General features: G+C 42.8%; 14 protein-coding genes and 1 pseudogene. 8 read left to right on the plus strand and 7 right to left on the minus strand.

Going from position 1 to position 22943, the window contains the following annotated elements; translation table 11 throughout:
- Positions 1 to 5: 5 nt before the first annotated feature.
- From QZ735_RS08450 to QZ735_RS08460, 3 genes and pseudogenes are all read right to left on the minus strand, one after another.
- Entirely contained in the window at positions 6 to 1514 is a 1509-nt protein-coding gene (locus QZ735_RS08450) for a vitamin K epoxide reductase family protein (protein WP_294246863.1), read from the minus strand.
- A gap of 264 nt (positions 1515 to 1778) precedes the next feature.
- Positions 1779 to 2117 (minus strand): annotated as a pseudogene (locus QZ735_RS08455) (GLPGLI family protein); the annotation flags it as partial.
- A 412-nt stretch (positions 2118 to 2529) separates the two neighbouring features.
- On the minus strand, positions 2530 to 3357 hold the full coding sequence (locus QZ735_RS08460) for a GLPGLI family protein (protein ID WP_294246864.1): 828 nt from the start codon (positions 3355 to 3357) through the stop codon (positions 2530 to 2532).
- A 488-nt stretch (positions 3358 to 3845) separates the two neighbouring features.
- Between QZ735_RS08460 and QZ735_RS08465 the strand changes: the two genes are divergently transcribed.
- Positions 3846 to 4211, plus strand: coding sequence for a helix-turn-helix transcriptional regulator (locus tag QZ735_RS08465; protein ID WP_294246867.1), 366 nt, complete (start codon positions 3846 to 3848; stop codon positions 4209 to 4211).
- A 420-nt stretch (positions 4212 to 4631) separates the two neighbouring features.
- Here QZ735_RS08465 and QZ735_RS08470 read toward each other — a convergent pair whose 3' ends face one another.
- The 4 genes from QZ735_RS08470 to QZ735_RS08485 form a co-directional block, all read right to left on the minus strand.
- On the minus strand, positions 4632 to 5591 hold the full coding sequence (locus tag QZ735_RS08470) for a DUF3810 domain-containing protein (protein ID WP_367117836.1): 960 nt from the start codon (positions 5589 to 5591) through the stop codon (positions 4632 to 4634).
- A 91-nt stretch (positions 5592 to 5682) separates the two neighbouring features.
- Positions 5683 to 7128, minus strand: a complete 1446-nt coding sequence (locus tag QZ735_RS08475) for a sugar MFS transporter (protein ID WP_294246869.1) — start codon at positions 7126 to 7128, stop codon at positions 5683 to 5685.
- A 39-nt stretch (positions 7129 to 7167) separates the two neighbouring features.
- Positions 7168 to 7896 (minus strand): 1-acyl-sn-glycerol-3-phosphate acyltransferase, encoded by a 729-nt coding sequence (locus tag QZ735_RS08480; protein WP_294246872.1) that lies wholly within the window; start codon positions 7894 to 7896, stop codon positions 7168 to 7170.
- Between the two features lie 3 nt (positions 7897 to 7899).
- Positions 7900 to 8358, minus strand: coding sequence for a GtrA family protein (locus QZ735_RS08485; RefSeq protein ID WP_294246874.1), 459 nt, complete (start codon positions 8356 to 8358; stop codon positions 7900 to 7902).
- A 232-nt stretch (positions 8359 to 8590) separates the two neighbouring features.
- Between QZ735_RS08485 and QZ735_RS08490 the strand changes: the two genes are divergently transcribed.
- The 7 genes from QZ735_RS08490 to QZ735_RS08520 all read left to right on the plus strand — a co-directional run bounded on the left by QZ735_RS08490 (position 8591) and on the right by QZ735_RS08520 (position 21174).
- Positions 8591 to 8854: a hypothetical protein gene (locus tag QZ735_RS08490; RefSeq protein WP_294246876.1), complete on the plus strand. Its 264-nt coding sequence runs from the start codon at positions 8591 to 8593 to the stop codon at positions 8852 to 8854.
- A gap of 242 nt (positions 8855 to 9096) precedes the next feature.
- Positions 9097 to 9948, plus strand: a complete 852-nt coding sequence (locus tag QZ735_RS08495; RefSeq protein ID WP_294246878.1) for an ATPase — start codon at positions 9097 to 9099, stop codon at positions 9946 to 9948.
- Positions 9949 to 9970: 22 nt separating this feature from the next.
- Entirely contained in the window at positions 9971 to 12265 is a 2295-nt protein-coding gene (locus QZ735_RS08500; RefSeq protein WP_294246880.1) for an NADP-dependent malic enzyme, read from the plus strand.
- Positions 12266 to 12636: 371 nt separating this feature from the next.
- On the plus strand, positions 12637 to 13221 hold the full coding sequence (ruvA, locus tag QZ735_RS08505) for a Holliday junction branch migration protein RuvA (protein ID WP_294246882.1): 585 nt from the start codon (positions 12637 to 12639) through the stop codon (positions 13219 to 13221).
- A 6-nt stretch (positions 13222 to 13227) separates the two neighbouring features.
- On the plus strand, positions 13228 to 20337 hold the full coding sequence (sprA, locus tag QZ735_RS08510; protein WP_294246885.1) for a cell surface protein SprA: 7110 nt from the start codon (positions 13228 to 13230) through the stop codon (positions 20335 to 20337).
- Between the two features lie 107 nt (positions 20338 to 20444).
- Positions 20445 to 20822: a glycine cleavage system protein GcvH gene (gene gcvH / locus QZ735_RS08515; protein WP_294246888.1), complete on the plus strand. Its 378-nt coding sequence runs from the start codon at positions 20445 to 20447 to the stop codon at positions 20820 to 20822.
- Between the two features lie 25 nt (positions 20823 to 20847).
- Positions 20848 to 21174: a VanZ family protein gene (locus tag QZ735_RS08520; RefSeq protein WP_294246892.1), complete on the plus strand. Its 327-nt coding sequence runs from the start codon at positions 20848 to 20850 to the stop codon at positions 21172 to 21174.
- Positions 21175 to 22943 lie beyond the last annotated feature (1769 nt).

The raw sequence follows: 22943 nt of genomic DNA on the forward strand, positions 1-22943 counted from the left end.
GTTTTTCATGAAATTTCCTCATCTTCCGTTAATTCATCGATAAAATAGTAAATATCCTCACGGTCGTACTTATCCGGGAACTGGTATCCGTTGATCAGGATAATAGGCGTGAAGTTGAGTCCGGCATCCCTGTTTTCTGAAGACAGTGCCGTCAGAAGGCTGAGATCTTCTGACTCTTCCCGCGCATCCGATTTCTGATGTACCTGATCTTCACTTTTGGTTTTGAACCAATAGTCTATCAGATGGAGAAATTCCTGTTCGGGCTTGTTCCGGTATACGTACATAAAGTCTGAAAGAAGACGGGTAAGTTTCGGATTCTGCTGATCGCCGTTATAATTGAACCTCATCTGAACCGCAAGGTCATCAGGATATCTTTTCAGAAGGTTTTCCATAATGGTATGGGCATCTTTACAGAAGCCGCAATAAGGATTTGAAACAATAGAGATCCGGAGCTTAGGCTGCTTGCTTCCTACGGAGAAAGTTTCATAATCTGTAAACATTATTTTTTCACTTTCCAGTAATTCCCTTTTAAACAGGTCGTAGTTTCTTTTGAACCTCAGGTTTTTCGCATTGGACTTCTGAAGTTTTTCCTTTTCTTCAAGGGTATTGTTAAGATACAGCACCAATGTGAAGATTATTCCCCACAACAGAATAGCCGACAGCGCTGTTTTTACAGAGAGTATTGCATATTCAAAGAACAGAAGTCCGGTTAAAAGCTGCAGCAGCAGAATAGAAATAATCAGTAAACATACCCGGCAGAACGTTTTCTCCACAAAAGCCTGAATGTATAGCGAATACCCGATGGCAATCAGGGAAACCAATGTAAATCCCTTAACCAGAAGTGAAGTGTCCGGTAGGAATACGGCTAAAATGGTTATTCCCGTAAAATAGATCAGCGAAAAATCCGAAAATTTCAAACCGAGAAAGTTGATTTTATCCTGGTTGATGATTTTATTACAGGAATCTACTGTCTGATTTCCGGCCGTTTCACCGCAGATGCTTCCGATGACAGGCGAGGAATTGCCGAACTTCTGATTGAAAATTTCAAGGGAAATATAAACTCCGGCCAGTGAAAGTACAGTAAACAGAGTTTCGTACCATGCCTGGGTAAAAAGAGAGAAAACCAGGATAGCGGCAAAGAAAGCATAGATAAAAGGCTGGTAATTTACTGTCGGACGGCTTTCTGCATGATCTTTTTCAAAGAGCAGCACAAAATCGGTTGACTTCTGAAACAATTCTTCTTTATTCAAGGTTTTTGCCTGATCAGAATAAATGGAATAATGGCTTCCTGCTTTTTTTACCAGTGAAAAGGAGTTATCCACAATAGCGATGAATTCTTCAGGAAGCTCATCCCAATACTCTTTGTCCAGCTCATAGGCATCATTCCGTACGCCCATGAAATTAAGGGTGTCACTGAAAGCCAGGGCCGAAGGATAATTCGGGTGTGAATTGAACTGGAAAAGAAATTCCTGTTTGTCAAGCTTAAGGTAATGGATGAGTTTATCAAAAAGCATATTAATTTTTTACTAAAATACGGAGATGTTTTAGAAATGCAAATACTTTTTTCTATTTGAAGTGATTTATAGGTTTTTACTGATTTACAGTAAAGTGTATAATAAGATTTATTTAAAGTCTATCTTATGGGTAAGTTCAATAGGATTGTTGTTTTTCAGAAGGGTATTTTGAATGTTTTTTGTGAATTCCCTGCTGTCAATAGGTTGATAGCCTCCGCTTTTATTATCGGTATAAACTTTCTTTCCACCGGATTTCAGAGAAGATCAAGGGTCTGTAAAATAATCTTTAGGAAGTTTTTCATATTGTTCCCAGCTTATTTCTGTTCCGGAATCCAATCTGTATAACATATTTTTATCTGTCTTCTTGATCGATGTCAGCCTGAAATTAAAATTCTTATCCCTATCCTCAATGGAAATAATAAGGCCCGGAAGCCCATGAAAATAATAAGGTCCTTCGAAAATAGGGATGTCTTTTGCGAACCATGCGGTCCAATTCCTCCCTGCATAATTCACTGTTGCTTTTTGGAATGTATAATCCCCGATGACCAGAGTCTGTGCTGTAATGTTCCAGTTTAATTTTTCTGAAATCTTTATGAAGAAGCGATTCCTGCTGAGAGGGGAAACAAAACTTTCTTATATAGCGCCTGATCCGGGTCCTTGGATAAATAAAGTTCATATACAGCATTGGTATTATACCCCAGGCCTTACCCTGTATTAATTAGTAAGGAATCTGACGTTTTTCGCATCTCAGTACGAAATACAGATTGGTGTGCATGAATATCAAGTGTATAGTCAATTTTTCGGGTACTTATCTGCGTAGGATCATATTGGTAAGTAAGCTCATATTGTATACTGATACTTTGTGAAAGTATCAAAATACCCAGATAATAACATATAATGATGAATATCTGTTTTAAAATATTTGTTCTGGATATCATTTGAATCTCTTCTTTCATACCATTGTATTAGGACAGATCATTGTATGAATTTTAAATTTAAATCAATTATTTACTTTTCACTTTATCATATCCAGCTCAATTACATTATTATCCTTTTTTATTCTTTCCTTCAATAATTTTTCCACTCTTCTAACGATTTCCAATCCAGTGGAAAAATTTCCGCCAGTATCTGTTTGATCAGGTATTTTCCCCTGTATGTACTGTTGTCTCATTCCGGAGGCAGGGTCATTCCTGTAATCACGGTAATATTTTCTGAAAGCCTCTAAACTGAGATTTTTTTGTTTTTGCTGATCAATATCAGGATAAGGAGTTTCTGCAGCAATATTTTCAATATTTACGAGTTCAAAAATATGGTTATGGCCTGAGTCACTTATCTTAACAATAAGTCCGGGCAAGCCTTTGAATTTATAGGGTCCGTCACTAAAAGGTAATGCTGTGGTAAACCAGGCAATCCAGTTTCTCCCAAATATATTAGATGTAGCCTTCTGCACAGGATAACCCAAGATCTTACTTTTCTCATCCGAAATATTCCATTTGATGATTCTGTCATCTTCAACTGCTATTTTTCCAATATCAAACTCTGATGTTTCATAAATAATCCTGGAATCCTTCAGTTTTTTTATTTTATAGAAAAAGACAAGATCCTGCGGAGGCATTGTAAGTTTCCCTTTTTTTGAATCGGTTAATAATGTCGAATCAGAAATATATTTTCTTTGGCTGTAAAAAATAGACTGGTTTTTCTCCAGATCTAAAACCATCATTTCTTTTTTAACAGTGTTTTTTTTGGTGGAATCCGGTACATATTTATATTCATAAATTAATCGTTTATTCTGACATATGAATAACTGATAGCTTAATAACAGGAAAATGCATATTTTTTTCATAAGTTTATAAATATTGTTTTGAAATAGAGGCTACTATGGAAAAGTAGCCTCTTTTCGTATTAGACAGCGACCAAGTGCGATCCTGAAGTACAGGAAACGGTACCTGAATCCGCTTGTGATACTGTTACTGTGCTGCTGCAATTGTTAGGTTGGCTATCCCAACAACATTTGTAACTACAGCCTTGAGCTTTTGCTCCTGTTACATATAGTAATTCACTTCTTGAAAGTTTTCTAAGATTTTTCATTTGGTTAATTTTTCTGAATTAATAATTTGCTTTGCCATATAATCCCTGACATGGGTTTCTGATCAGTTTTCAAAATATATCTGTACACATATAGATTGAAAGGTTGAAAGCGCTTTATCAATATTGACATATCAAAACTAAGAAAAAGGAATTCACTCAGGTAAGAAAATATTTGCGATTTTTTTGCGATTTTCTTGCAAAATTTGCGGGTATTTTGAGTACATTTGCAATAAACACAGCAAAATGGTTCAGGAAAAATTAAAGAAAATTCGTATAGAAAAGAATATGTCCCAAGAAAAGATGGCAAAAATATTATCGACAGGAACTTCCAGCTATTCACGTAAAGAAAATGGAAAATCAAAGATTTATGATGACGAATGGGAAAAACTGGCTAAAGCACTTGATGTTCCGGTTGAAGAACTGAAAAGCGAAATGACAGCCGGTTCGGTTCATAATGATAATTCTACTTTCAATGATCATTCCGGAAACTTTTATAATCAGAATTATAATATTCCGCTTTCCATTATCGATAATCTACAGGATTACATCCATCTTTTAAAGGAACAAAATGACTTGCTGAAAAAAGAAATTGAAGCGTTGAAGAAATAGTACTTATCCAATTAAAGAAATCCTGATCCGGATGTTTCCTGTTCATTTATATGATAAGTAAGAAATATATGGAATCTGATTGTTAACAATAAGATCATATAAGATTCTAAAACAAGGTTGTTGTTATTTCAAAGGATCATAAACAAAGCTGATTTTATTCTAATGATTTAATAAACTTATTTTTGAATTGATAATGGTTTAATTTATTCATAATCAATACTAAAATTGTTTTAAAGAACTTTAAAACAGCGAAAATCTTAAAGTTTTCTTAAAGTTGGAAAAAAGATTTGAAATGTTTTTGTATTTATGAAATATATTGTACTTTTACAAAGCCTTGAATGAGGGAACAAGTCAAGGTAATAAATTTTTTTTCATCATTTGTGTTTTTAGAATCGTATCGCCTGATACGATTCTTTTGTTTTATCCCTTATCGTAATTCAGCAGTAAATCGATGAAGTAGGAGTAGGTTACGGAGCCTTCCTGCTGGTTACTTTTCAGGAAAAGGTTATTGGTGAATCCGAAGAAGTCATCCAGCCAACCCCGGTGCCTGAGGATAAAGACTTTTTCATAGGCGCGGTCCTTTTTCATGGGAAGAGAGTAGTTGCTCAGTACGTGTTTTACAAATTCCGGATCTTTGTCAGCGATAAAATTCAACAGGCTTTTCAGGGTAAAATATTCCGTGCTGTACCGCAGCTCCGGATTTTCTGAACCCATCCCTATCAGGTAACCTATGAAATTCGCTTCCTGCTCACGGGCAAAGCCGAGCTGATGTGAACTTTCATGGGCCAGTGTAAAGGGAATCAGGGTATTCGGCAGCTGCGGGTTAAACTGGGATTCTGCGGTAAACGGATTGTAATAGCCGAGGATCCCCGTAAAATTCATCACCTTTCCGAACAGGCTTGGTTTGAAAGAATTGATCTCCGGTGCATCCTTGCCGGAAATATATTCCGGAAGCCGGTTCTGCTGCAACAGGATTTCCTGTTCTACCGTTTCCAGATCGGTAATGACAAAAATACCGTTCTTGTCTTCCTTTACAAGCCTGCGGGTTTCTTTGCAGCGGTTCAGGTAGTGTAAGGCAAGAAGCCTGGCGCGGGCTACTGTTGGTTCCTTCTGCGTAGGCAGCTTTTTGATCACAGGAGTCTGGAAATATAGCATTCCCCAGAATACCTGGTAGGTAAAATATAAAATATTAATGAGAACCAGCAGGCTCAGTAAGGATCGTTTTCTTTTTTTCCTGCTGAAACATCCGGCCAGCAAATACACAAGGGAAATTCCCAGCGCGATGTAAAACAGGTCTCCGGATGAAAAAGGGATCCATGAAAAAATTTTCTGGTGTACAGCTTTCTGGATTTCAAAGAAATGCTCAAAAAAAGAAATCATCGCTGCTGATTTCGAGAACAGGTAAAATAAAAGAAATTGGACAAGTAATACACCTGCCCAACTTCTTTTTTTTTGTATAAGATGTGATAAATTAATGACCACCGCTTTTTGTAATTTTATCCAGGTCGATTCCCTGGGATTTCAGGATTCCGCTTACCCTTATGGCATAGAAAGCAAGATAGGCAAAGCAGATAACTCCTACAATATAGCTGAACTGGATATTGGTATGATCGGCTACATAACCCTGGAGAAGGCTTACGATTCCCCCGCCCATAATCATCATGATCAACAGTCCGGAGCCCTGGTTGGTATGCTTGCCGAGACCGTTGATGGCTAAGGCAAAGATACATGGCCATAACGTGGAGCAGAATAAGCCGACACTGGTAAAGGCGTATACGGAAACCATACCTTCGGTAAACATGCCGATCAGCAGTGCCAGGATACCGGCAGCTGAGAAAATCAGGAGCATTCTGGCAGGGTTGCCTTTACTCATAATGTCGCAGATGATCATGGCAATAATGATCAGTCCATAGACATAGAAATGGGAAAGGTCATGTTTGGCGATGGCATTTACCAGTAAGAATACGCCAAAAGCAAGGTAAGGAGCCAGGAAACGCAGGATTTTCTTGGTTCCGGCGCTTACATCAAAAGCTTCTACGGCACCGGTCCACCTTCCGATCATCAGGGAAGCCCAATACAGGGAAATGTATGGTGCTACGTCTTTGGTGTCAAAGCCCAGGTTTTTTTCCATGTAGGCCGGCAGGTTACTTGCTGTGGAAACTTCCACTCCTACATACACAAAGATGGCAATCATTCCCATGATCAGCTGTGGATACTGGAGGGCTGATTTTCTGTGTTCACCTGGTACGGCATCGTCCGTATTTTCAGTATTTGTGGGCGTAATGGCCGGAAGCGATGAAAATTTCAGCATCACAGCTACCAGAACAAAGGCGACACCGAGAATGAGATAAGGTACCTTTACACTTTCAACGCTTACATCAGTGGCTGCTGCCGTGGCCGATCCGAAAATGGCAAATGAAACAATCAGTGGTCCGATAGTGGTTCCCAGGTTGTTGATGCCTCCTGCCATCGTCAGTCGCTGGGATCCGGTTTCGGAAGGTCCTACTTCAATAGCCAACGGATTGGCTACAATCTGCTGCAGGGAAAAGCCGAGTCCTACGATAAACAGTCCGGAAATCATCAGCGGGAAAGATTGCAGGTTGGCTGCCGGATAGAAGAGCAGGGTGCCTACTGCTGAAATAATAAGTCCAACGATCAGTCCGTTTTTGTAACCGATCTTATTCACAAGGTCCTGTTTGATCCCTTTGGAGATCGCCATATAAATCAATGATCCCACCGTATAGGCTACGTAGAAACAGATCTGCACCAGCATACTTTCGGTTTGGGATAAATTGAAGGCTTTCTTAAAAACCGGGATCAGGATATCATTGCTTGCGGCTATAAATCCCCAGAAGAAAAAGACAGTTACCAATGGGATAAACTGGCCCCAATTGGTTTGTTTAGAATAGTTGGACATATTTGTTGAAAATTTGTGAACAAATATAGATTAATTCTTTTAATTATCGTATTTCAGCAATGTATTTTTTATGGTCTCAAAAGATGATAATTTGAGTTCCTTTGCTGGTTGTGAAGGCATTACGATTCCGTTGAAAAAGACCTTTACCTTTCCGGGATAGCCTTCGGAACTTTTGAACGGGAACATTTCCTTCAATCCGATAAAAGTGTAGACCACGATAGGCGAATTATGCTTTGAAGACAGGATAAAGGCCCCGTCTTTAAACTCATCCAGTATAACGGAAGTATCATCCGGCACGCCGCCTTCCGGGAAGATCACAATGCTGTTGCCTTCCTCCATCTTTTCAGCGCATCTGCGGTAGACATCGGCTCTGCTCCGGGCGCTTTTCCGGTCCACCATAACGCAGATCCTTTTATAAATCGTGCCGAAAATAGGAATTTTCACCAGTTCTTTTTTTCCTACAAAGCAGATGGGGTGGTCCTTGCAAAGAATACACATCAGCATAATATCCATAATGGAGGTATGGTTGGAAATAAAGACATACTGCTGGTTTTTATCCGGTTTCTCTTCAGAGAGCCTTATCATTGAATACCGGAGCCCCATCCCGTAAAACATGCAGCAGCTCCAGTACCTGATGAACCGGTAAGCATGGCGGTAATGCTTTTTGCTGTAGGAAAGGATATAGACCGGAATCCCGAAAAGAATCGTGAAGACGAATGCAATCAGGAAAAGCCAGATCCTCCAGAGGTAGTTTAAGATTTTCGTCACAACTTATCCGTTAAAGATTATTTTTTTCTTGATGGAATAGTTCAGGATGGAGACCAGCAGGATGGCCGCAATCTTACTGATGATCTCAGGACTAAGTGTGTAGACAACCAGATTGATGTTATCCTTAAATATATAGCTGTAAAAAATCTGGAAGAAACCAAGGCTTAATAAGGTGGAGATAAACGAAACGAGCATGAAATAGGCAAATTCCTTTCTCTTGGAATGCTTGCCGCGCTCGAAAACAAACCAGATGCTCAGAAAATAATTGCTGATGATGCCACAGCTGGTAGAGAATATATTGCTCAGGGGATAATGTATTCCGTGAAAATTTGTCTCGCGAGGAAAAAAATGGGGGATGGAAGTACTGAAAAACTTAAAACTCCCGATTTCCACGACAGCGCTCAGCCCTCCGGCGATAATAAAAAACAGCACCTGTTTCTGGCGTAATAGCAAATCTCTCATTCGATGGGATATAATGTGCAAATTTATAACTATATGTTAAACCCTGAAAAAAGATGTTAAATATTTTTTTAGCAGGAAAATAATTTCTAAATTTAATTTTCACAACGAAGCCACCTATACCTGATAATAGGATCATTGTCAATTGTTTAGATTGATGGTTTTTTTATCTTGTAATATATCACTGAAGGTTTATAACCTGATCTTTCCACATTCAATTTTTAATATCATTTGTATGAAACGTCAAAACAGATACAGGAAATTCCAGCTCCAGCAGGAAAATATCGAAGCCCTTGAAAGAGAAAATTCGCGTTTTAAACGGGTTTATTCGGAATATGAGAATATGTCCGATGAATTATGGAATCTTGAAAGTTCACCTACCCAACCGGTGCCGGATGACTTTATCGATGCCATGATCCTGCAGACTTCTTATTTAGAAGAAGAAATCGAAGACTGGCTGGTACGGTTCAGCCATGGAAGGACTGAAGTAAATTCATAAACTGTATTTTAAGCATTTAATACCGTTCCAGCTTACATTTTATAAAAAGACAATCCGTTTCCGGATCATAAATTCCTTTCAGGTATTGAGAGGAATTTTATGTGATGGGCCGGAAACACAGCCGGCAGCTCCTCCCGGATTTAATCTTCTGATGTTCTGAAACAACACATATGTCATGTCCATAATCGGTCATCTTATAAGATAAATTCATAATTTAGCACCCTTAAACTAAAATGGAAAATATGGTTGCTATTGTTGACAGTGGTTCTACAAAATCAGACTGGGTCATTCTGGACGATTTTAAAAAGGTATTCCTGAAAACGGAAACCATCGGTTTTAATCCGAATTTCATCAGCAGGGAACTCATCGTTCCGGAAATCGAGAGCAACACGAGCTTAACCACGCTCAAAAATTCCATTAAGAAAATCTACTTTTACGGTTCCGGATGCGGGGTACAGCAGAACTGTGATACCATTATCCATGAACTGGGACGGGTATTCACCCATGCGGAAATCATCGTGAAAGAAGACCTTACCGCTGCAGCCTATGCGGCATACAGGGGAACACCCGCCATTGTCTGCATTCTGGGAACCGGTTCGAATTCATGTTATTTCGACGGTGCGGATATAAAAATACAGTTGCCTTCCCTCGGATTTCTGGTAGGAGACGAAGGGAGCGGAAGTGCCATCGGAAAGCAGTTGGTAAGGAGATTCTTTATGCAGAAGCTTCCGCAGGATTTATCATCGGCTTTTGAAGAAACGTATAAGCTGACGGTGGAGGAAGCCCTGAAAAACATGTACCATACCACAAGGCCGAATGCCTATCTGGCGGATTTCAATAAATTTGTAGTGGAAAGAAGAGACCATCCGTATCTCCGGAAAATGGTTTTCGATGAAATGCTGAACTTTTTCGACTACCAGGTGCTGCCTTATAAAGAAGCTGCTGCTGCAGAAATCAATTTTATCGGTTCCATTGCCTATTATTATGAGGAGATTCTCCGCGCCGCTGCGGCGGAGCTTCAGCTGAACGTAGGGCAGATTGTCCAGAAGCCGATTGAAAGCCTGGTCAGCTACCATATCCAATATATTCTTTAAATTTAATAAAACAACTTTCTATATGTCAAGCAAAACCCAACGCGACGAAAAGAACTTTAATCAGGCCGCATTAGATTACCATAAAAACGAACCTAAAGGAAAAATCGAAGTGATTCCTTCGAAGCCGCATTCTTCCCAGCGGGATCTGTCACTCGCATATTCTCCGGGGGTGGCCGTTCCTTGTATGGAAATCCATCACCATCCGGAAACGGTATATGAGTATACGGGTAAAGGAAACCTGGTGGCCGTCATTTCCAACGGAACGGCTGTACTGGGACTGGGGGATATCGGTGCCGAAGCCTCAAAGCCCGTTATGGAAGGAAAAGGACTGCTGTTCAAGATTTTTGCCGACATCAACGTATTCGATATCGAAATCAACGAAAAGGACCCTGATAAATTCATTGATATCGTAAAAGGGATCGCTCCTACATTCGGGGGCATCAACCTGGAAGACATCAAGGCTCCCGAAGCATTCTATATTGAGCAGCGGTTGAAGGAAGAACTGGATATCCCGCTGATGCATGACGATCAGCACGGGACGGCAATCATCTCGGCCGCCGCACTTCTGAACTCACTGCAGATTGCCAATAAAAAAATCGAAGAGGTGAAAATGGTGGTGAACGGAGCCGGAGCAGCGGCCATTGCCTGTACCAACCTCTACATTTCTTTAGGCCTGAAGAGAGAAAATGTGCTGATGTGCGACAGCAAAGGCGTAATCAATCATAAAAGGGAAAACCTGACCCCGGAAAAACTGGACTTTATTGCCCAGACCGATATTGAAACCCTGGAAGATGCCGTAAAGGGATCGGATGTTTTTGTAGGTTTATCCAAAGGAAATGTGATGACTGCCGAGATGCTGCTGAGCATGAATGAAAACCCGATTGTTTTCGCTCTTGCCAATCCGGATCCGGAAATTGCTTATGACCTGGCCCTCGAGACCCGCAAAGATGTTATCATGGCTACCGGAAGAAGTGATTACCCTAACCAGGTAAACAACGTTCTCGGATTCCCGTATATTTTCCGCGGTGCCCTGGATGTACAGGCCAAAGGGATCAATGAAGCAATGAAGCTGGCAGCGGTAAAAGCCATTGCCGATCTTGCCAAAGAACCGGTACCCGAAGCGGTGATCCTGGCATACAATATCCAAAACCTGCAGTTCGGAAGGGAATATTTTATTCCGAAGCCTTTTGATAACCGGCTGATCACCAAGGTGTCCAGCGCAGTGGCTAAGGCGGCTGTAGAAAGCGGGATTGCCAGAAAAACCATCACCGATTTCGAAGAGTACGAAAACCAGCTGCTTGACAGGATGGGAAGGGATGAAAAACTGGTAAGGATGATGCAGAACCGGGCCAAAGCCAATCCGAAAAGGATTACTTTAGGAAATGCCGAAGAATACAATGTTCTCAAAGCCGCCCAGATCCTCTATGAAGAAGGAATTGCCTTCCCGAGCCTTTTAGGAAATAAAAAATACGTAAAAGAGCAGATGGAGCGTTTTGGGATTGAACTGGATATTCCGATCATCGACCCGAGTGACGACGACCAGAAGGAGAACAGGAAAAGATACCGGGAAACCCTTTGGAAACTCCGCCAGAGAAAAGGGATGAATGAGTACAAAGCCAAAAGATTTGTCCGCCAGCGTGATTATTTCGGACCGCTGATGCTGAAGCACGGAGATACGGACGGGCTGATTGTCGGGTTCTCAAAGAACTACGCATCTGTGCTGAGGCCTGTACTCGAAATCATTGAAAAAGATAAAGGGGTTGATAAGGTAGCAGCCATGATGATGATCCTTTCCGAAAAGAAGCCGATTTTCTTCGCCGATACCTCCATCAACCAGAACCCTACTGCAGAAGACCTGGTGAATATTGCAAAAATGGCTGAGTTTACCGTGAAATCCTTTGCCATCGAGCCAAGGATTGCCATGCTGGGCTTTGAAAACTTTGCCGGCATCTCCGAAACGTCCAAGAAAGTGGCCAAAGCAGTAAGCATCCTTCATGAAAAATATCCGAAGATGATCGTGGACGGAGAAATCCAGCCGGATTTTGCGATGAATGCCGACCACCTCAGCGATTACCCGTTCTCCAAACTGGGGACTACGCCGGCAAACACCTTTGTATTCCCGAACCTTGAAAGCGCCAACCTTTCCTACAAGATCATCAGGGGAATGAAGACCGCTCCGGTAATCGGCCCGATCCTGATGGGACTGAAGCAGCCGGTGCACGTGCTGCAGATGCGTTCCAGCGTGGACGAAATCGTCAACCTGGCCACCATTGCCGTACTGGATGCGCAGCGGAGAGAGAAGAAAGACAAGAAATAATATTCCTTTCATATTTATTGCAAAAGACTCCATTCCGGAGTCTTTTGTTTTTTAATTCAGATTAAAGTGTTACCGGTTTCAGACCATTGCTGATCATATTTCCAGCGCGGAAAACCGTAATTGTCTCTTTCATTGCCGTTAAAATAATTCTATATTCCCCTGCTGTTAAGCCTTTTCTCATTTTCAATTACTGATATCTGTTTGCATTATGCATCTGCTGAATGATAAAACCTGTCCCATAAGTCAGGTTTTGTATATTTTGAAGGATTCATTGAATACGGCATCAAAAATTAAGTTAAAAATCATTCCTCTGACAAATGAAAACATTAGTTAGTTTAATTTGCTATATTTGGGAGTTTTAAAAATTAATAATGATATTTTCACTACAAGGCATTGTTCAGGAACTTACGCCTACCTACGCAGTGATCAACGTCCAGGGTGTTGGTTACTATGTAGGGATAAGTTTAATGACTTCGCAGACCCTCACCGCTAACAAAGAAACCGTTTTATTCATCCAGCAGATCATCCGTGAAGATGCTCATCTGCTCTTTGGATTCAATACCCGTTCGGAAAAAGAAATGTTTAATCTGCTGATCAGTGTGACCGGAGTAGGCGCTGTTTCCGCCCTCATCCTGTTATCCACCCTCAGTCTTGATGAGATCGCTTCGGCCATTCTTTCCCGGAACAGTGCTCTCATCCAGAAAGCTAAAGGAATCGGTGCCAAAACTGCTGAGCGGATCATTGTGGATCTCAAGGATAAAGTACAGAAATTCAGCAATCCGGAAGAAAATATTTCTACGTTTGCGAATAATAAAATCAAGGATGAAGCGTTATCTGCATTAGAAGTTTTGGGAATTCCGAAGCGGATGAGCGAGAAGCTTGCCGACAGGATTCTGAAACAGGATTCCGATATTTCGATAGAAGAATTGGTAAAACAAATTTTAAAAAACATTTAACATTTGGTGGCAAATAATAAGTATCTCAACCTATTTCTGTTCCTGTCGTTTCTCTGTGTTTCCGCATTTACTTTTGCACAGCAGAGACCGCCGGCCCGTGATACAGCAATCATCAAAAAAGATTATCAGCTGGCAGATCCTACCCAATACGAGGCATTCTACGATATCAAAACCGGAATGTATTTCGTTTATCCTAAGGTAGGAAATACAATAACCGGACCACCTACCGCCATGTCTCCGCAGGATTACAAGGAATTCATGATGGCAGAACAGACCAGGGCCTATTACAAGGAAAAATCAGACCGCTACAGCCTGATGTTCCGTAAAGATAAAAGCGATGCTGCTCGGAAAGGGCTCATTCCTTCCCTGCAGATTAATAACCGGCTTTTTGAAACCATTTTCGGAAGCAATAAGATCGAGATCATCCCATCGGGATATGCTTCTTTCGACTTTGCCGGATTGTACCAGAAGATCGATAACCCGCTGATCCTGCCGCAGAACAGGACCAGCTTTACCTTTGATATCGACCAGAGAATTCAGCTCGGGCTCTTAGGGAAAGTAGGGGAAAACCTCCAGCTGAAGGCCAATTACGATACCCAGAGCGGTTTTGCCTTTGAAAACCGGATGAACCTCGTATGGCAGGCTAAAGGCAGCTGGAAAGACCTTCAGCAGAAAGGGCTTCAGGATGTTGATAAGCCAAGCGCAGGCGGGGAAGATAAAATCATCAAGCGGGTGGAGTTCGGTAACGTGAACATGCCGTTGTCTACCAGTCTGATCCGCGGTTCCCAGTCGCTGTTCGGGGTGAAATCGGAGTTCCAGTTAGGGAAAACCTACGGAACCGTTGTCCTTTCACAGCAACAGGGGGAAGCCCGGAATATTACCGTCCAGGGCGGCGGCGTGATGAACACCTTCAAGCTGAATGCCATCGATTATGAAGACAACCAGCATTACTTCATCGGCCAGTATTTCCTGAACAGTTATGATAATGCGTTGCTGAATTATCCTCAGATCAATTCAAAAATCAGCATTACCCGGATGGAAGTCTGGGTGCTGGATCAGGGGAACAGCAACCTGCAGTACCAGAAAAGTATCGTAGGGATCCGGGATCTGGGGGATGCTCCGGGCATCCTTCCGAATAATGACCAGCCCGGCCTTAACCTGTATTCTACCGTAAACGGGTTACCGGGACTGAGGGATGCCAGTACTGCCTATAATGTCATCAAAGGTGCCAATCTTCCGGTGGCAACAGGAGGAACGGCAACCTATGAGGATGGTGAACATTTCATCTTCAATAAAAAAGCAAGAAGGCTGAATGCCAATGAATATATCGTCCAGCCTCAGTTGGGATATATCTCGTTAAATCAGAGACTGAATGACAACCAGCTGCTGGGGGTTTCCTTCTCCTATACGGTGAACGGAAGCAACCAGGTATATAAAGTAGGGGAGTTCTCCGAAGAAAGTACCGTACTGGTGACCAAATTGCTGAAGCCCAACACTACGGTAAAAACTTCTTCGCCGATGTGGAACCTGATGATGAAGAATATCTATTCTCTGGATGCCGGCCAGGTAAACCAGGACGGGTTTATCCTGAATGTCCTGTACCGTGACCCGCAGTCCGGAGGTAAGGTAAATTATCTTCCGGTAAACAACAATGACCAGATCCGAAGTCAGCCGCTGATCAAGCTCCTGAACTGGGACCGTCTGAATGCCAACGGTGACCTTCAGAGCAACGGTGCAACCACCGGGGACGGGATTTTCGACTTTGTAAGCGGAATCACCATCCGCCCGGAAACCGGAAAAGTGATTTTTACGAAAGTGCAGCCCTTCGGAAGTTATATCCAGTCCGTTATCGGCAGTAATGATCCGCAGTATGTATTCTCTGATCTTTACAGCCAGCAGAAGCAGGTGGCAACAAACGGGAATTTGTCACAACGGTATACCATAGAAGGCCGGTATAAAGGAACACAGGGCCAGGGAATCTCTTTAGGAGCCGTTAACGTCCCGCAGGGGTCGGTAAAAGTTTCCGCAAACGGGGTACAGCTGACCGAGGGAATTGACTATACCGTAGATTATATGCTCGGTACGGTAACTATCATCAATGAACAGGTGAAGCAGTCCGGCCAGGCCATTAACATCTCACTGGAAAACCAGCTGACCTTCAACACCCAGAGAAAAAGATTTCTGGGGCTGAACCTGGAAAGAAGATTCAACGAAAACTTCATTTTGGGTGGAACGGTAGTGAACTATTCCGAATCCCCACTGACCCAGAAAGTAAATTACGGTCAGGAAGCCGTGAACAACACCATGGCCGGAATCAACCTGATGTACAACAATCAGCTGCCTTTCCTGACGAGGCTGACAGATAAAATCCCGTTGGTCAATACGGAGGCGCCGTCCAACCTGAACTTTAAAATGGAGGCCGCCTATCTGCTTCCAGGACTGAATAAGGGAACCAATGACCAGTCCTATATTGATGATTTTGAACAGACCACCTCTAAAATAACACTGAAGGAACCAACGGCATGGAGCCTTGCCTCTAAACCTGAAAAGAACCAGTCTGATCCGCTTTTTGCAGGAGCCGGAAAAAACAATACTATTTCGGAAGGGTATGGAAGAGGTTTGCTATCCTGGTATAACATCGACCCAAGATTCTGGGGCGTAGGGGGCCGGGCACCGAACGGAATTACCCCGCAATCTGTATCCAATCATGCCTCGAGAAGAGTACAGTTCTCGGAAATTTTCAACAACCGGGATTTCGTTGCCGGCGAGCAGACCTATACCAATACGTTTGACATCTCCTATTATCCGGCTGAAAAAGGCCCTTATAACTCAAACGCCACACCGGAGACCACGGCACAGCGCTGGGCCGGTATCATGAGACCGATTTCGGTATCCAACTTTACCAATTCCAACATCGAATACGTGGAGTTCTGGATGATGGATCCTTATGCGGACGGAACCGTGTTGGGTACTGCTCCGAAGCTTTTGCTTCAGCTGGGAAATGTTTCTGAAGATGTTCTGAAAGATGGACAGATGCAATATGAAAACGGGTTGCCGACGCCTTCGGCACCTTCCGTTACCACCAACTCGAACTGGGGGATACAGCCGAAGCAGCCGCCGATCCTGTATGCTTTCTCAAGCGAAGGAGCAGAAAGGACAGCCCAGGACTTAGGGTATGACGGACTGAGCTCCGATCAGGAAGCCGCTTTATTCGGGAATACTTTCGTGAATCCGGTGACTAATACAGCTGACCCTGCCGTGGATGATTTTGTTTTCTACATGTCTGACAGGTTCACCGGCAACCAGGCTGCTTCCGTAGTACAGCGGTATAAGTATTTCAGAGGCCCGGAAGGAAACTCAAGGAGCAATACGCTGGAAGTGGCTTCCCAGACGCCGGATGCCGAGGATATCAACAGGGATTATAACCTGGATCAAACGGAAAGCTATAATCAGTATGAAGTAAACCTGGATCAGGGAAGCCTTACCCTGGGTCAGAATAATATCGTTGACGTAAAAACCGTTCAGGCACAGTTCCAGAACGGGCAGACTGAACAGGTAAAATGGTACCTGTTCCGGATCCCGGTTTCACAATATGTGAAGACGGCAGGGGATGCTGATCCTACTATTCTCAACAATGTGCGTTTTGCAAGACTATTATTGAAAGGCTTTGATCAGACTTCTACTTTACGTTTTGCTACCATGGATCTTGTAAGGTCCGACTGGAGGAAATACCCTAAAAATATCGCTGTCTTCGGAACAAATACTATTGCAGATCCGGCTACTAACGAGGGGTTAAATAATGATACCACGATCGAAAATCTTGAAGTAGGAAGCGTAAATATTGAGGAGAATGCCCTGAACCAGCCGCCTTATGTATTGCCTCCGGGAATCGACAGGCAGATCCTGAGCGGAAATGCAGGGGCACAGAGACAGAATGAATCTTCATTATACCTGAAAGTAAATTCACTTGGTGTAGGGGAGGCAAAAGGAGTATTTAAGAATACTTCACTGGATATGAGAAGATATAAAAAACTAAAACTTTTTGTACATACTCATCTTGATCCAAGATCTTCAGATACGAATATAGGACAGATTGATCCGAAAACAAAATTCTTCATCCGTTTAGGAAGCGATGCTACCGACAATTATTACGAATATGAATCCTCATTAAAGATTACACCTATTTCTGCTACTGCACCAATGGAAATCTGGCCGATGGAGAATGAAGTAGACCTGGACATCCAGAATATGGTAGATGCCAAGATCAGAAGGGATAAAAATAAGCCTGATGATATTGTAAAAAGAATAATGGATGATGTATTCGATCCTGGAATTACCGATAAAAAACTGTATATAAAAGGTCGTCCAAGCCTTGGAAATATTACAACGATCATGATCGGGATAAGAAACGGATTGTCCAGAACCAGTACGGCTGCTTCTATAGACAGGATCATGTGGGTAAACGAAATCCGGCTTTCCGAAATTGAGAACGACGGCGGATATGCCGGGAATGCCAGCCTGAATTTCAACCTGGGAGATTTCGCTACAGTGAATACCAGTGCTTCCTATACTTCCGTAGGATTCGGGAACATCGATTCCAAGCCGGCAGAAAGGACACAGTCTACCCAATCGGCATTCAGCATCAATACGGCTATCAACGTAGATAAGCTTTTACCGGAAAAAAGCGGTGTGAAAATTCCGCTGAATTATTCGTATTCGCAGACTATTGAAGATCCGAAATACAATCCGCTGGATACCGATGTTGAATTCAAGAAAGCCGCGAACCGGGAAGAACTGAAAAAAGTTGCCAGAACCTATACGCAGCAGCGGAGCATCGGAGTGGTGAACATGCATAAGGAAAGGGTAAACCAGAACAGGAAACCTAAATTTTATGATGTGGAAAACCTGTCGGTAACCGCCGTATACAACGACGACTTTTTCAGGGATATTTATACCAAAAGAAATTACAGGCAGTACCTGAGAGGATATGTGGATTATAACTATACCTTCAAACCATGGGTGATCCGTCCGTTCAATAAAATGATCAGCGATACGGCTAAGTCTACCAAATACCTGAGATGGGTGAAAGAATTCAACCTGAATCCGATTCCTACAAGGTTCTCCTTCAGAACCGAAGTGGACAGGAATTACAATGAACTGGAGTTCCGGAATATCGATGCCATTCTGAGCGGTAATTATGCGGATGATTTCGCAGCCATCAAAAACAGAAACTTCTATTTCGGATGGCAGTATGGGTTAGGATTTAATTTTACCAAATCCCTGAAACTGGAAATCAACTCCGCTACCAGAACCCTGAATGATAATATGGATGTTAACACCATGGACAATACAGCCATCTTCGGAAACGTATTCAGGGCCGGAAGACCGGTGTTGTATAACCACCGCGTACAGCTGAATTATAAACTGCCGTTCCAATACCTGCCGTACCTTGATTTCATCGATGCCGAACTCGGATACGGATTTACCTATAACTGGAATGCGCGGTCAACCGTACTCCTGGCAAGTCCGGAAGGAAGTTTGGGATCCATTGGCCAGAATACCAACGTAATCCAGGCAACGGGAAGCGCGGACTTTACCAAGTTCTTCGGACAGTTTAAATACTTCAAAAATATTTCTGCAAAACTGCAGAAACGCAAGCAGGAAATAGATTCCCTGAACAATGTGTATACCCAGGCGTGGGAAAAAAACAGGTATGCCTATAAAAAATACAAGTTCAGAAACAGATTGACGCCGCTGCAAAGTATGGCCTATCTGCTTACCTCTTTCAAACAGCTGGACATCACCTATTCTGAAAATAACGGTACCGTGCTGCCGGGATTATTATCGGCACCGAACTGGTACGGATACGGACAGACCCTGGGCGGTCCTACCGTAGGATTCCTGCTGGGGTCCCAGGCCGATATCAGAAGGGCCGTTATGGAAAACGGCTGGGTAAGCGGCTCCGATTTTATGACCGATCCTTATATAAGGATGTCCACAAGAGAACTGCGGGCCAATATGCAGGTAATGCCGATGAATGACCTGAGGATTGACATCAGTGCCATCCATAATTACAACAGGAACTTTACCCATACCGGATTTAATTATCGTGATCCTGTTACCGGAATTCCGAATCCGGATTATACCTTCGCCAACGATCTGGTTACCTATACCAATTCTGTGGTGCTGCTGAAAACGGCCTTCCAGGACGGAACGGCAGTCTATCAGGCCATACGGCAAAATGCAATGGCCCTGTCCCAGCAGATGCCGGGTGCTTTGCAGGACGACGGATTCAAAGACGGTTATGGAATCTCCAATGCCTATATCCTGATTCCGGCATTCCGGGCAGCCGTGGAAGGCAAAACTACAAAAGCAATGAGCAACCCGAGAAAAGCAGGACTTCCGATTCCGAACTGGAGAATTACCTATTCGGGGCTGAGGAATGTTCCTATTATCAACGGACAGTTTTCCAAGTTTGATATCCTGCATGCCTATCAGGCTACCTACACGGCGACCGGGATCCAGTCCAGCATCGATTATTTCAACAGGCTGAACTCATTTACCAGTACCGGAAGAGATATCAATGATGATTATATCAATCCGTTTACTTTCGCGCAGGTAGGCTACGTGGAAAACTTCTCGCCGCTGATCGGGGTCGATATGACGATGAGAAACAACATCCAGCTCGGGATCCAGTACAACAGGCTGAGAACCCTGTTGCTCGGATTGGTGAACCATACCTTAACGGAAGATTCCAACAGCGAGTACGTGGTAAGGATAGGATACATCATCCGGAATTTCCAGCTGGGAATGACCAATGTAGGCGGAAGAGGGAAAGCGAAAGGCAGCGACCTGAATATCCGGGGAGACTTCTCCCTGAGGGATAGCAAAACCAGCATTACCAACATCCTGCTGGACGATTCACAGGTGACGGGAGGCCAGCGGCTGATGAATGTTAAGGTTTCTGCAGATTACAACGTTTCCCAGAACCTTAACCTGAGGGTATTCTATGAGCAGATGATGTCCAAGTACAAGATCTCCACAGCCTTCCCGCTGTCTACGATCAGGGCCGGGATCTCTGCCACCTTCACCTTCGGGGATTCGGGAGGGTTCTAAGAAAAGACCATACATAAAAATGTCCTTCAAATCGAAGGACATTTTTTTTATATCATATTTGAAGCTTATGGAATTTTGAATACATTTGTAAAAATAAAAAATTAGAAATGAACACACCATCAGAATTAAAGTACACGAAAGATCACGAATGGATCAGGATCGAAGGAAATGTAGCAACCATCGGGATTACAGACTTCGCTCAGGGTGAACTTGGAGATATCGTATACGTGGATGTCGATACGGTAGATGATGAATTGGAAAGCGGCGCTGTTTTCGGAAGCGTGGAGGCAGTAAAAACCGTTTCGGATCTGTTTCTGCCGATTGCCGGGAAAGTAATTGAATTCAATTCGGAACTGGAAGACCAGCCGGAACTGTTGAACACCGATCCTTACGGAAACGGATGGATCATCAAACTGGAAGTGGCTGATGGTGCCGATCAATCAGAATTGCTTTCTGCAGAAGCTTATCAGGAAGTCATTGGATAAGATTTCAAATATATTCAGTAAGATATTGCCCATTTATTGGGCATTTCTTACGTATATGCTGCTCCGGCCGGGAGTAGAAAATCACGAATACTGGTTTATGTTTGATGGCATCGACAAGGTACTGCACCTCTGTATCTTTGCTGCCTTGGGATTTTGTCTGATAGCAGCTTTCCCCAAAATCAGATTTCCTTATTTTTTTCAGATCATTCTTATCTATGCCTTCCTTACTGAAATCCTTCAGGAAAAAATGGGCCTGGGCAGATCCATGGAAACGCTCGATGTAGTGGCCGACACCATCGGTTGCCTGATCGGATACTATGTTTTTAAACTGCTCGTGAAACGTTTTTTCTGATATCCCGTTTTTTCTTAAGATTCAGATTTTTCGTCAGCTCAGACTTTTCTTGCTTCCATCTATTCTTTTGAGATCTTCAACATCAGATTTCCCAATAACAAAAAGGGCCTGATATCCAGCTCCGGTTTCTTCATGGTCTGTAGTCATCCATCCGCTTTCCGGTTATGTTTTCCGGTTTCCCGTATTCAACTTTACCGGCCTTTTAGTTTTCAGGAGCTATTTCACGCTATCCACTCATACTCCTCGCGCCGACCCTTTTCCCAATCCTCCCTCACCAAATCCTTACCCGCTCCAACCCTCCAGCCCCGCTGTGGGGTATCCGTTTCTATCGTGGCTAGGGCAGGGGTGGGAAGCATGAGCTTTTGTCTCAGCTTCAAGCTTTACCCGGAATATCCTGGCCGGCATTTTTTTGTAAACCACTATAAAATCCATCAGTCTTCTATCTGTCTTTAAAAGACATCGGTTTCGTACATTTATAAAAGATAAATAATGACCATAATTAAGATAAACATAAAAGAACCGGTCTTTAATTTCATCGATGTACAGGCATTAAGCATCCATATCATTTTTCAAGATAGAGAATACCTATATATAATATGATACCACCATTAAATTCCTTACCGCCATCTTGCATTAGATACGTCCTGATCTGCTCATTCTTTAAATACAACAGCGGTCTCCAGCCAAACCTTTAAGGTTTCCAAAACCTTTAAGGTTTTAGTAACCATCCACCGGCTACTTATCCATACCGCCGATCGCAACTAATTTATTACATCTGATTTCGCTTTACGTCCTGAAGCTTTAAAACCATCCACCGGCTGCTCATCCATACCGCCTGCCGCATCCCGTATCATTCATCTTCTTTTCCTCCATCAGCCCTGAAGGGGCTGAATACCCATAGCCCCGGGCGGAGCCCGGGATTGAAAGGATCATCATTCCATCAACCCTGAAGGGGTTGAACATTCCCGGCACCTACCATCCGTACGAATCCTTTGTAACGGCACCTGCCCACTAAATCATATGGTAACAAACAAACAAACAAACAAACAAACAAACAAACAAATAAACAAACGAGACAAAACAAAACAAATCCTATTTCAACCCTTCTGCTGTTTTACCCGCTCAAACCTTTAAGGTTTTCAAAACCCTGAAGGTTTAGGAACCGTTCATCAGCTGTCTCTCCATATTGCCGCACCATCATTCATCACTCATCACCCATTACTCATTACCCATTACCCATCACTCATTACCCATCATTCATCACTCATCACTCATTACTCATTACTCATTACTCATCACCCATCATTCATCACTCATCACTCATCACTTATAACTCATCCGCATCCCTGTGGAAAACTCCAATTCCAGGGTAACGGCTGTTCTGCCAGTGACCTAGGCCCTTGATTTACCCACAATCGGTATTTTATGTTAACTTTTTGTTACATAAACTTGCGGGAGAAGAAGGAAGTCTCTATCTTTGCCCCACTGAAAAACGAAAGGAAGTCAGTCAGGCGCAGAAGAGCTTTTGGATAAGCAGATTACTTTTAAGAAAAACTACTTTATATAAAGAGAGAAGGTTTGTTTTTTTATGGTGTATCCTATGGGAACAGAGTAAAAGATATTTCCTTTTTGTCATTATAGGAGATACGGTTTGGTCGGTTTTAAGCCCGGAACTTTTTTTAGAAAAAGATTTGGAAGATTAAAAAAGATTCGTATCTTTGCAGTCCGGTAAAACGGGAAGCGCAGGAGTAGGATTGAGAATGGAGACG

Origin of the sequence: uncultured Chryseobacterium sp., assembly GCF_913776365.1 — a bacterium.
Taxonomy (GTDB): domain Bacteria; phylum Bacteroidota; class Bacteroidia; order Flavobacteriales; family Weeksellaceae; genus Chryseobacterium.

Excerpts from the sequence above, each read along its gene's own strand:
- QZ735_RS08450 (WP_294246863.1), bottom strand. The coding sequence starts at position 1,514 with ATGCTTTTTGATAAACTCATCCATTACCTTAAGCTTGACAAACAGGAA.
- QZ735_RS08460 (WP_294246864.1), bottom strand. The coding sequence starts at position 3,357 with ATGAAAAAAATATGCATTTTCCTGTTATTAAGCTATCAGTTATTCATA.
- QZ735_RS08465 (WP_294246867.1), top strand. The coding sequence starts at position 3,846 with ATGGTTCAGGAAAAATTAAAGAAAATTCGTATAGAAAAGAATATGTCC.
- QZ735_RS08470 (WP_367117836.1), bottom strand. The coding sequence starts at position 5,591 with ATGATTTCTTTTTTTGAGCATTTCTTTGAAATCCAGAAAGCTGTACAC.
- QZ735_RS08475 (WP_294246869.1), bottom strand. The coding sequence starts at position 7,128 with ATGTCCAACTATTCTAAACAAACCAATTGGGGCCAGTTTATCCCATTG.
- QZ735_RS08485 (WP_294246874.1), bottom strand. The coding sequence starts at position 8,358 with ATGAGAGATTTGCTATTACGCCAGAAACAGGTGCTGTTTTTTATTATC.
- QZ735_RS08490 (WP_294246876.1), top strand. The coding sequence starts at position 8,591 with ATGAAACGTCAAAACAGATACAGGAAATTCCAGCTCCAGCAGGAAAAT.
- QZ735_RS08495 (WP_294246878.1), top strand. The coding sequence starts at position 9,097 with ATGGTTGCTATTGTTGACAGTGGTTCTACAAAATCAGACTGGGTCATT.
- QZ735_RS08500 (WP_294246880.1), top strand. The coding sequence starts at position 9,971 with ATGTCAAGCAAAACCCAACGCGACGAAAAGAACTTTAATCAGGCCGCA.
- ruvA (WP_294246882.1), top strand. The coding sequence starts at position 12,637 with ATGATATTTTCACTACAAGGCATTGTTCAGGAACTTACGCCTACCTAC.
- gcvH (WP_294246888.1), top strand. The coding sequence starts at position 20,445 with ATGAACACACCATCAGAATTAAAGTACACGAAAGATCACGAATGGATC.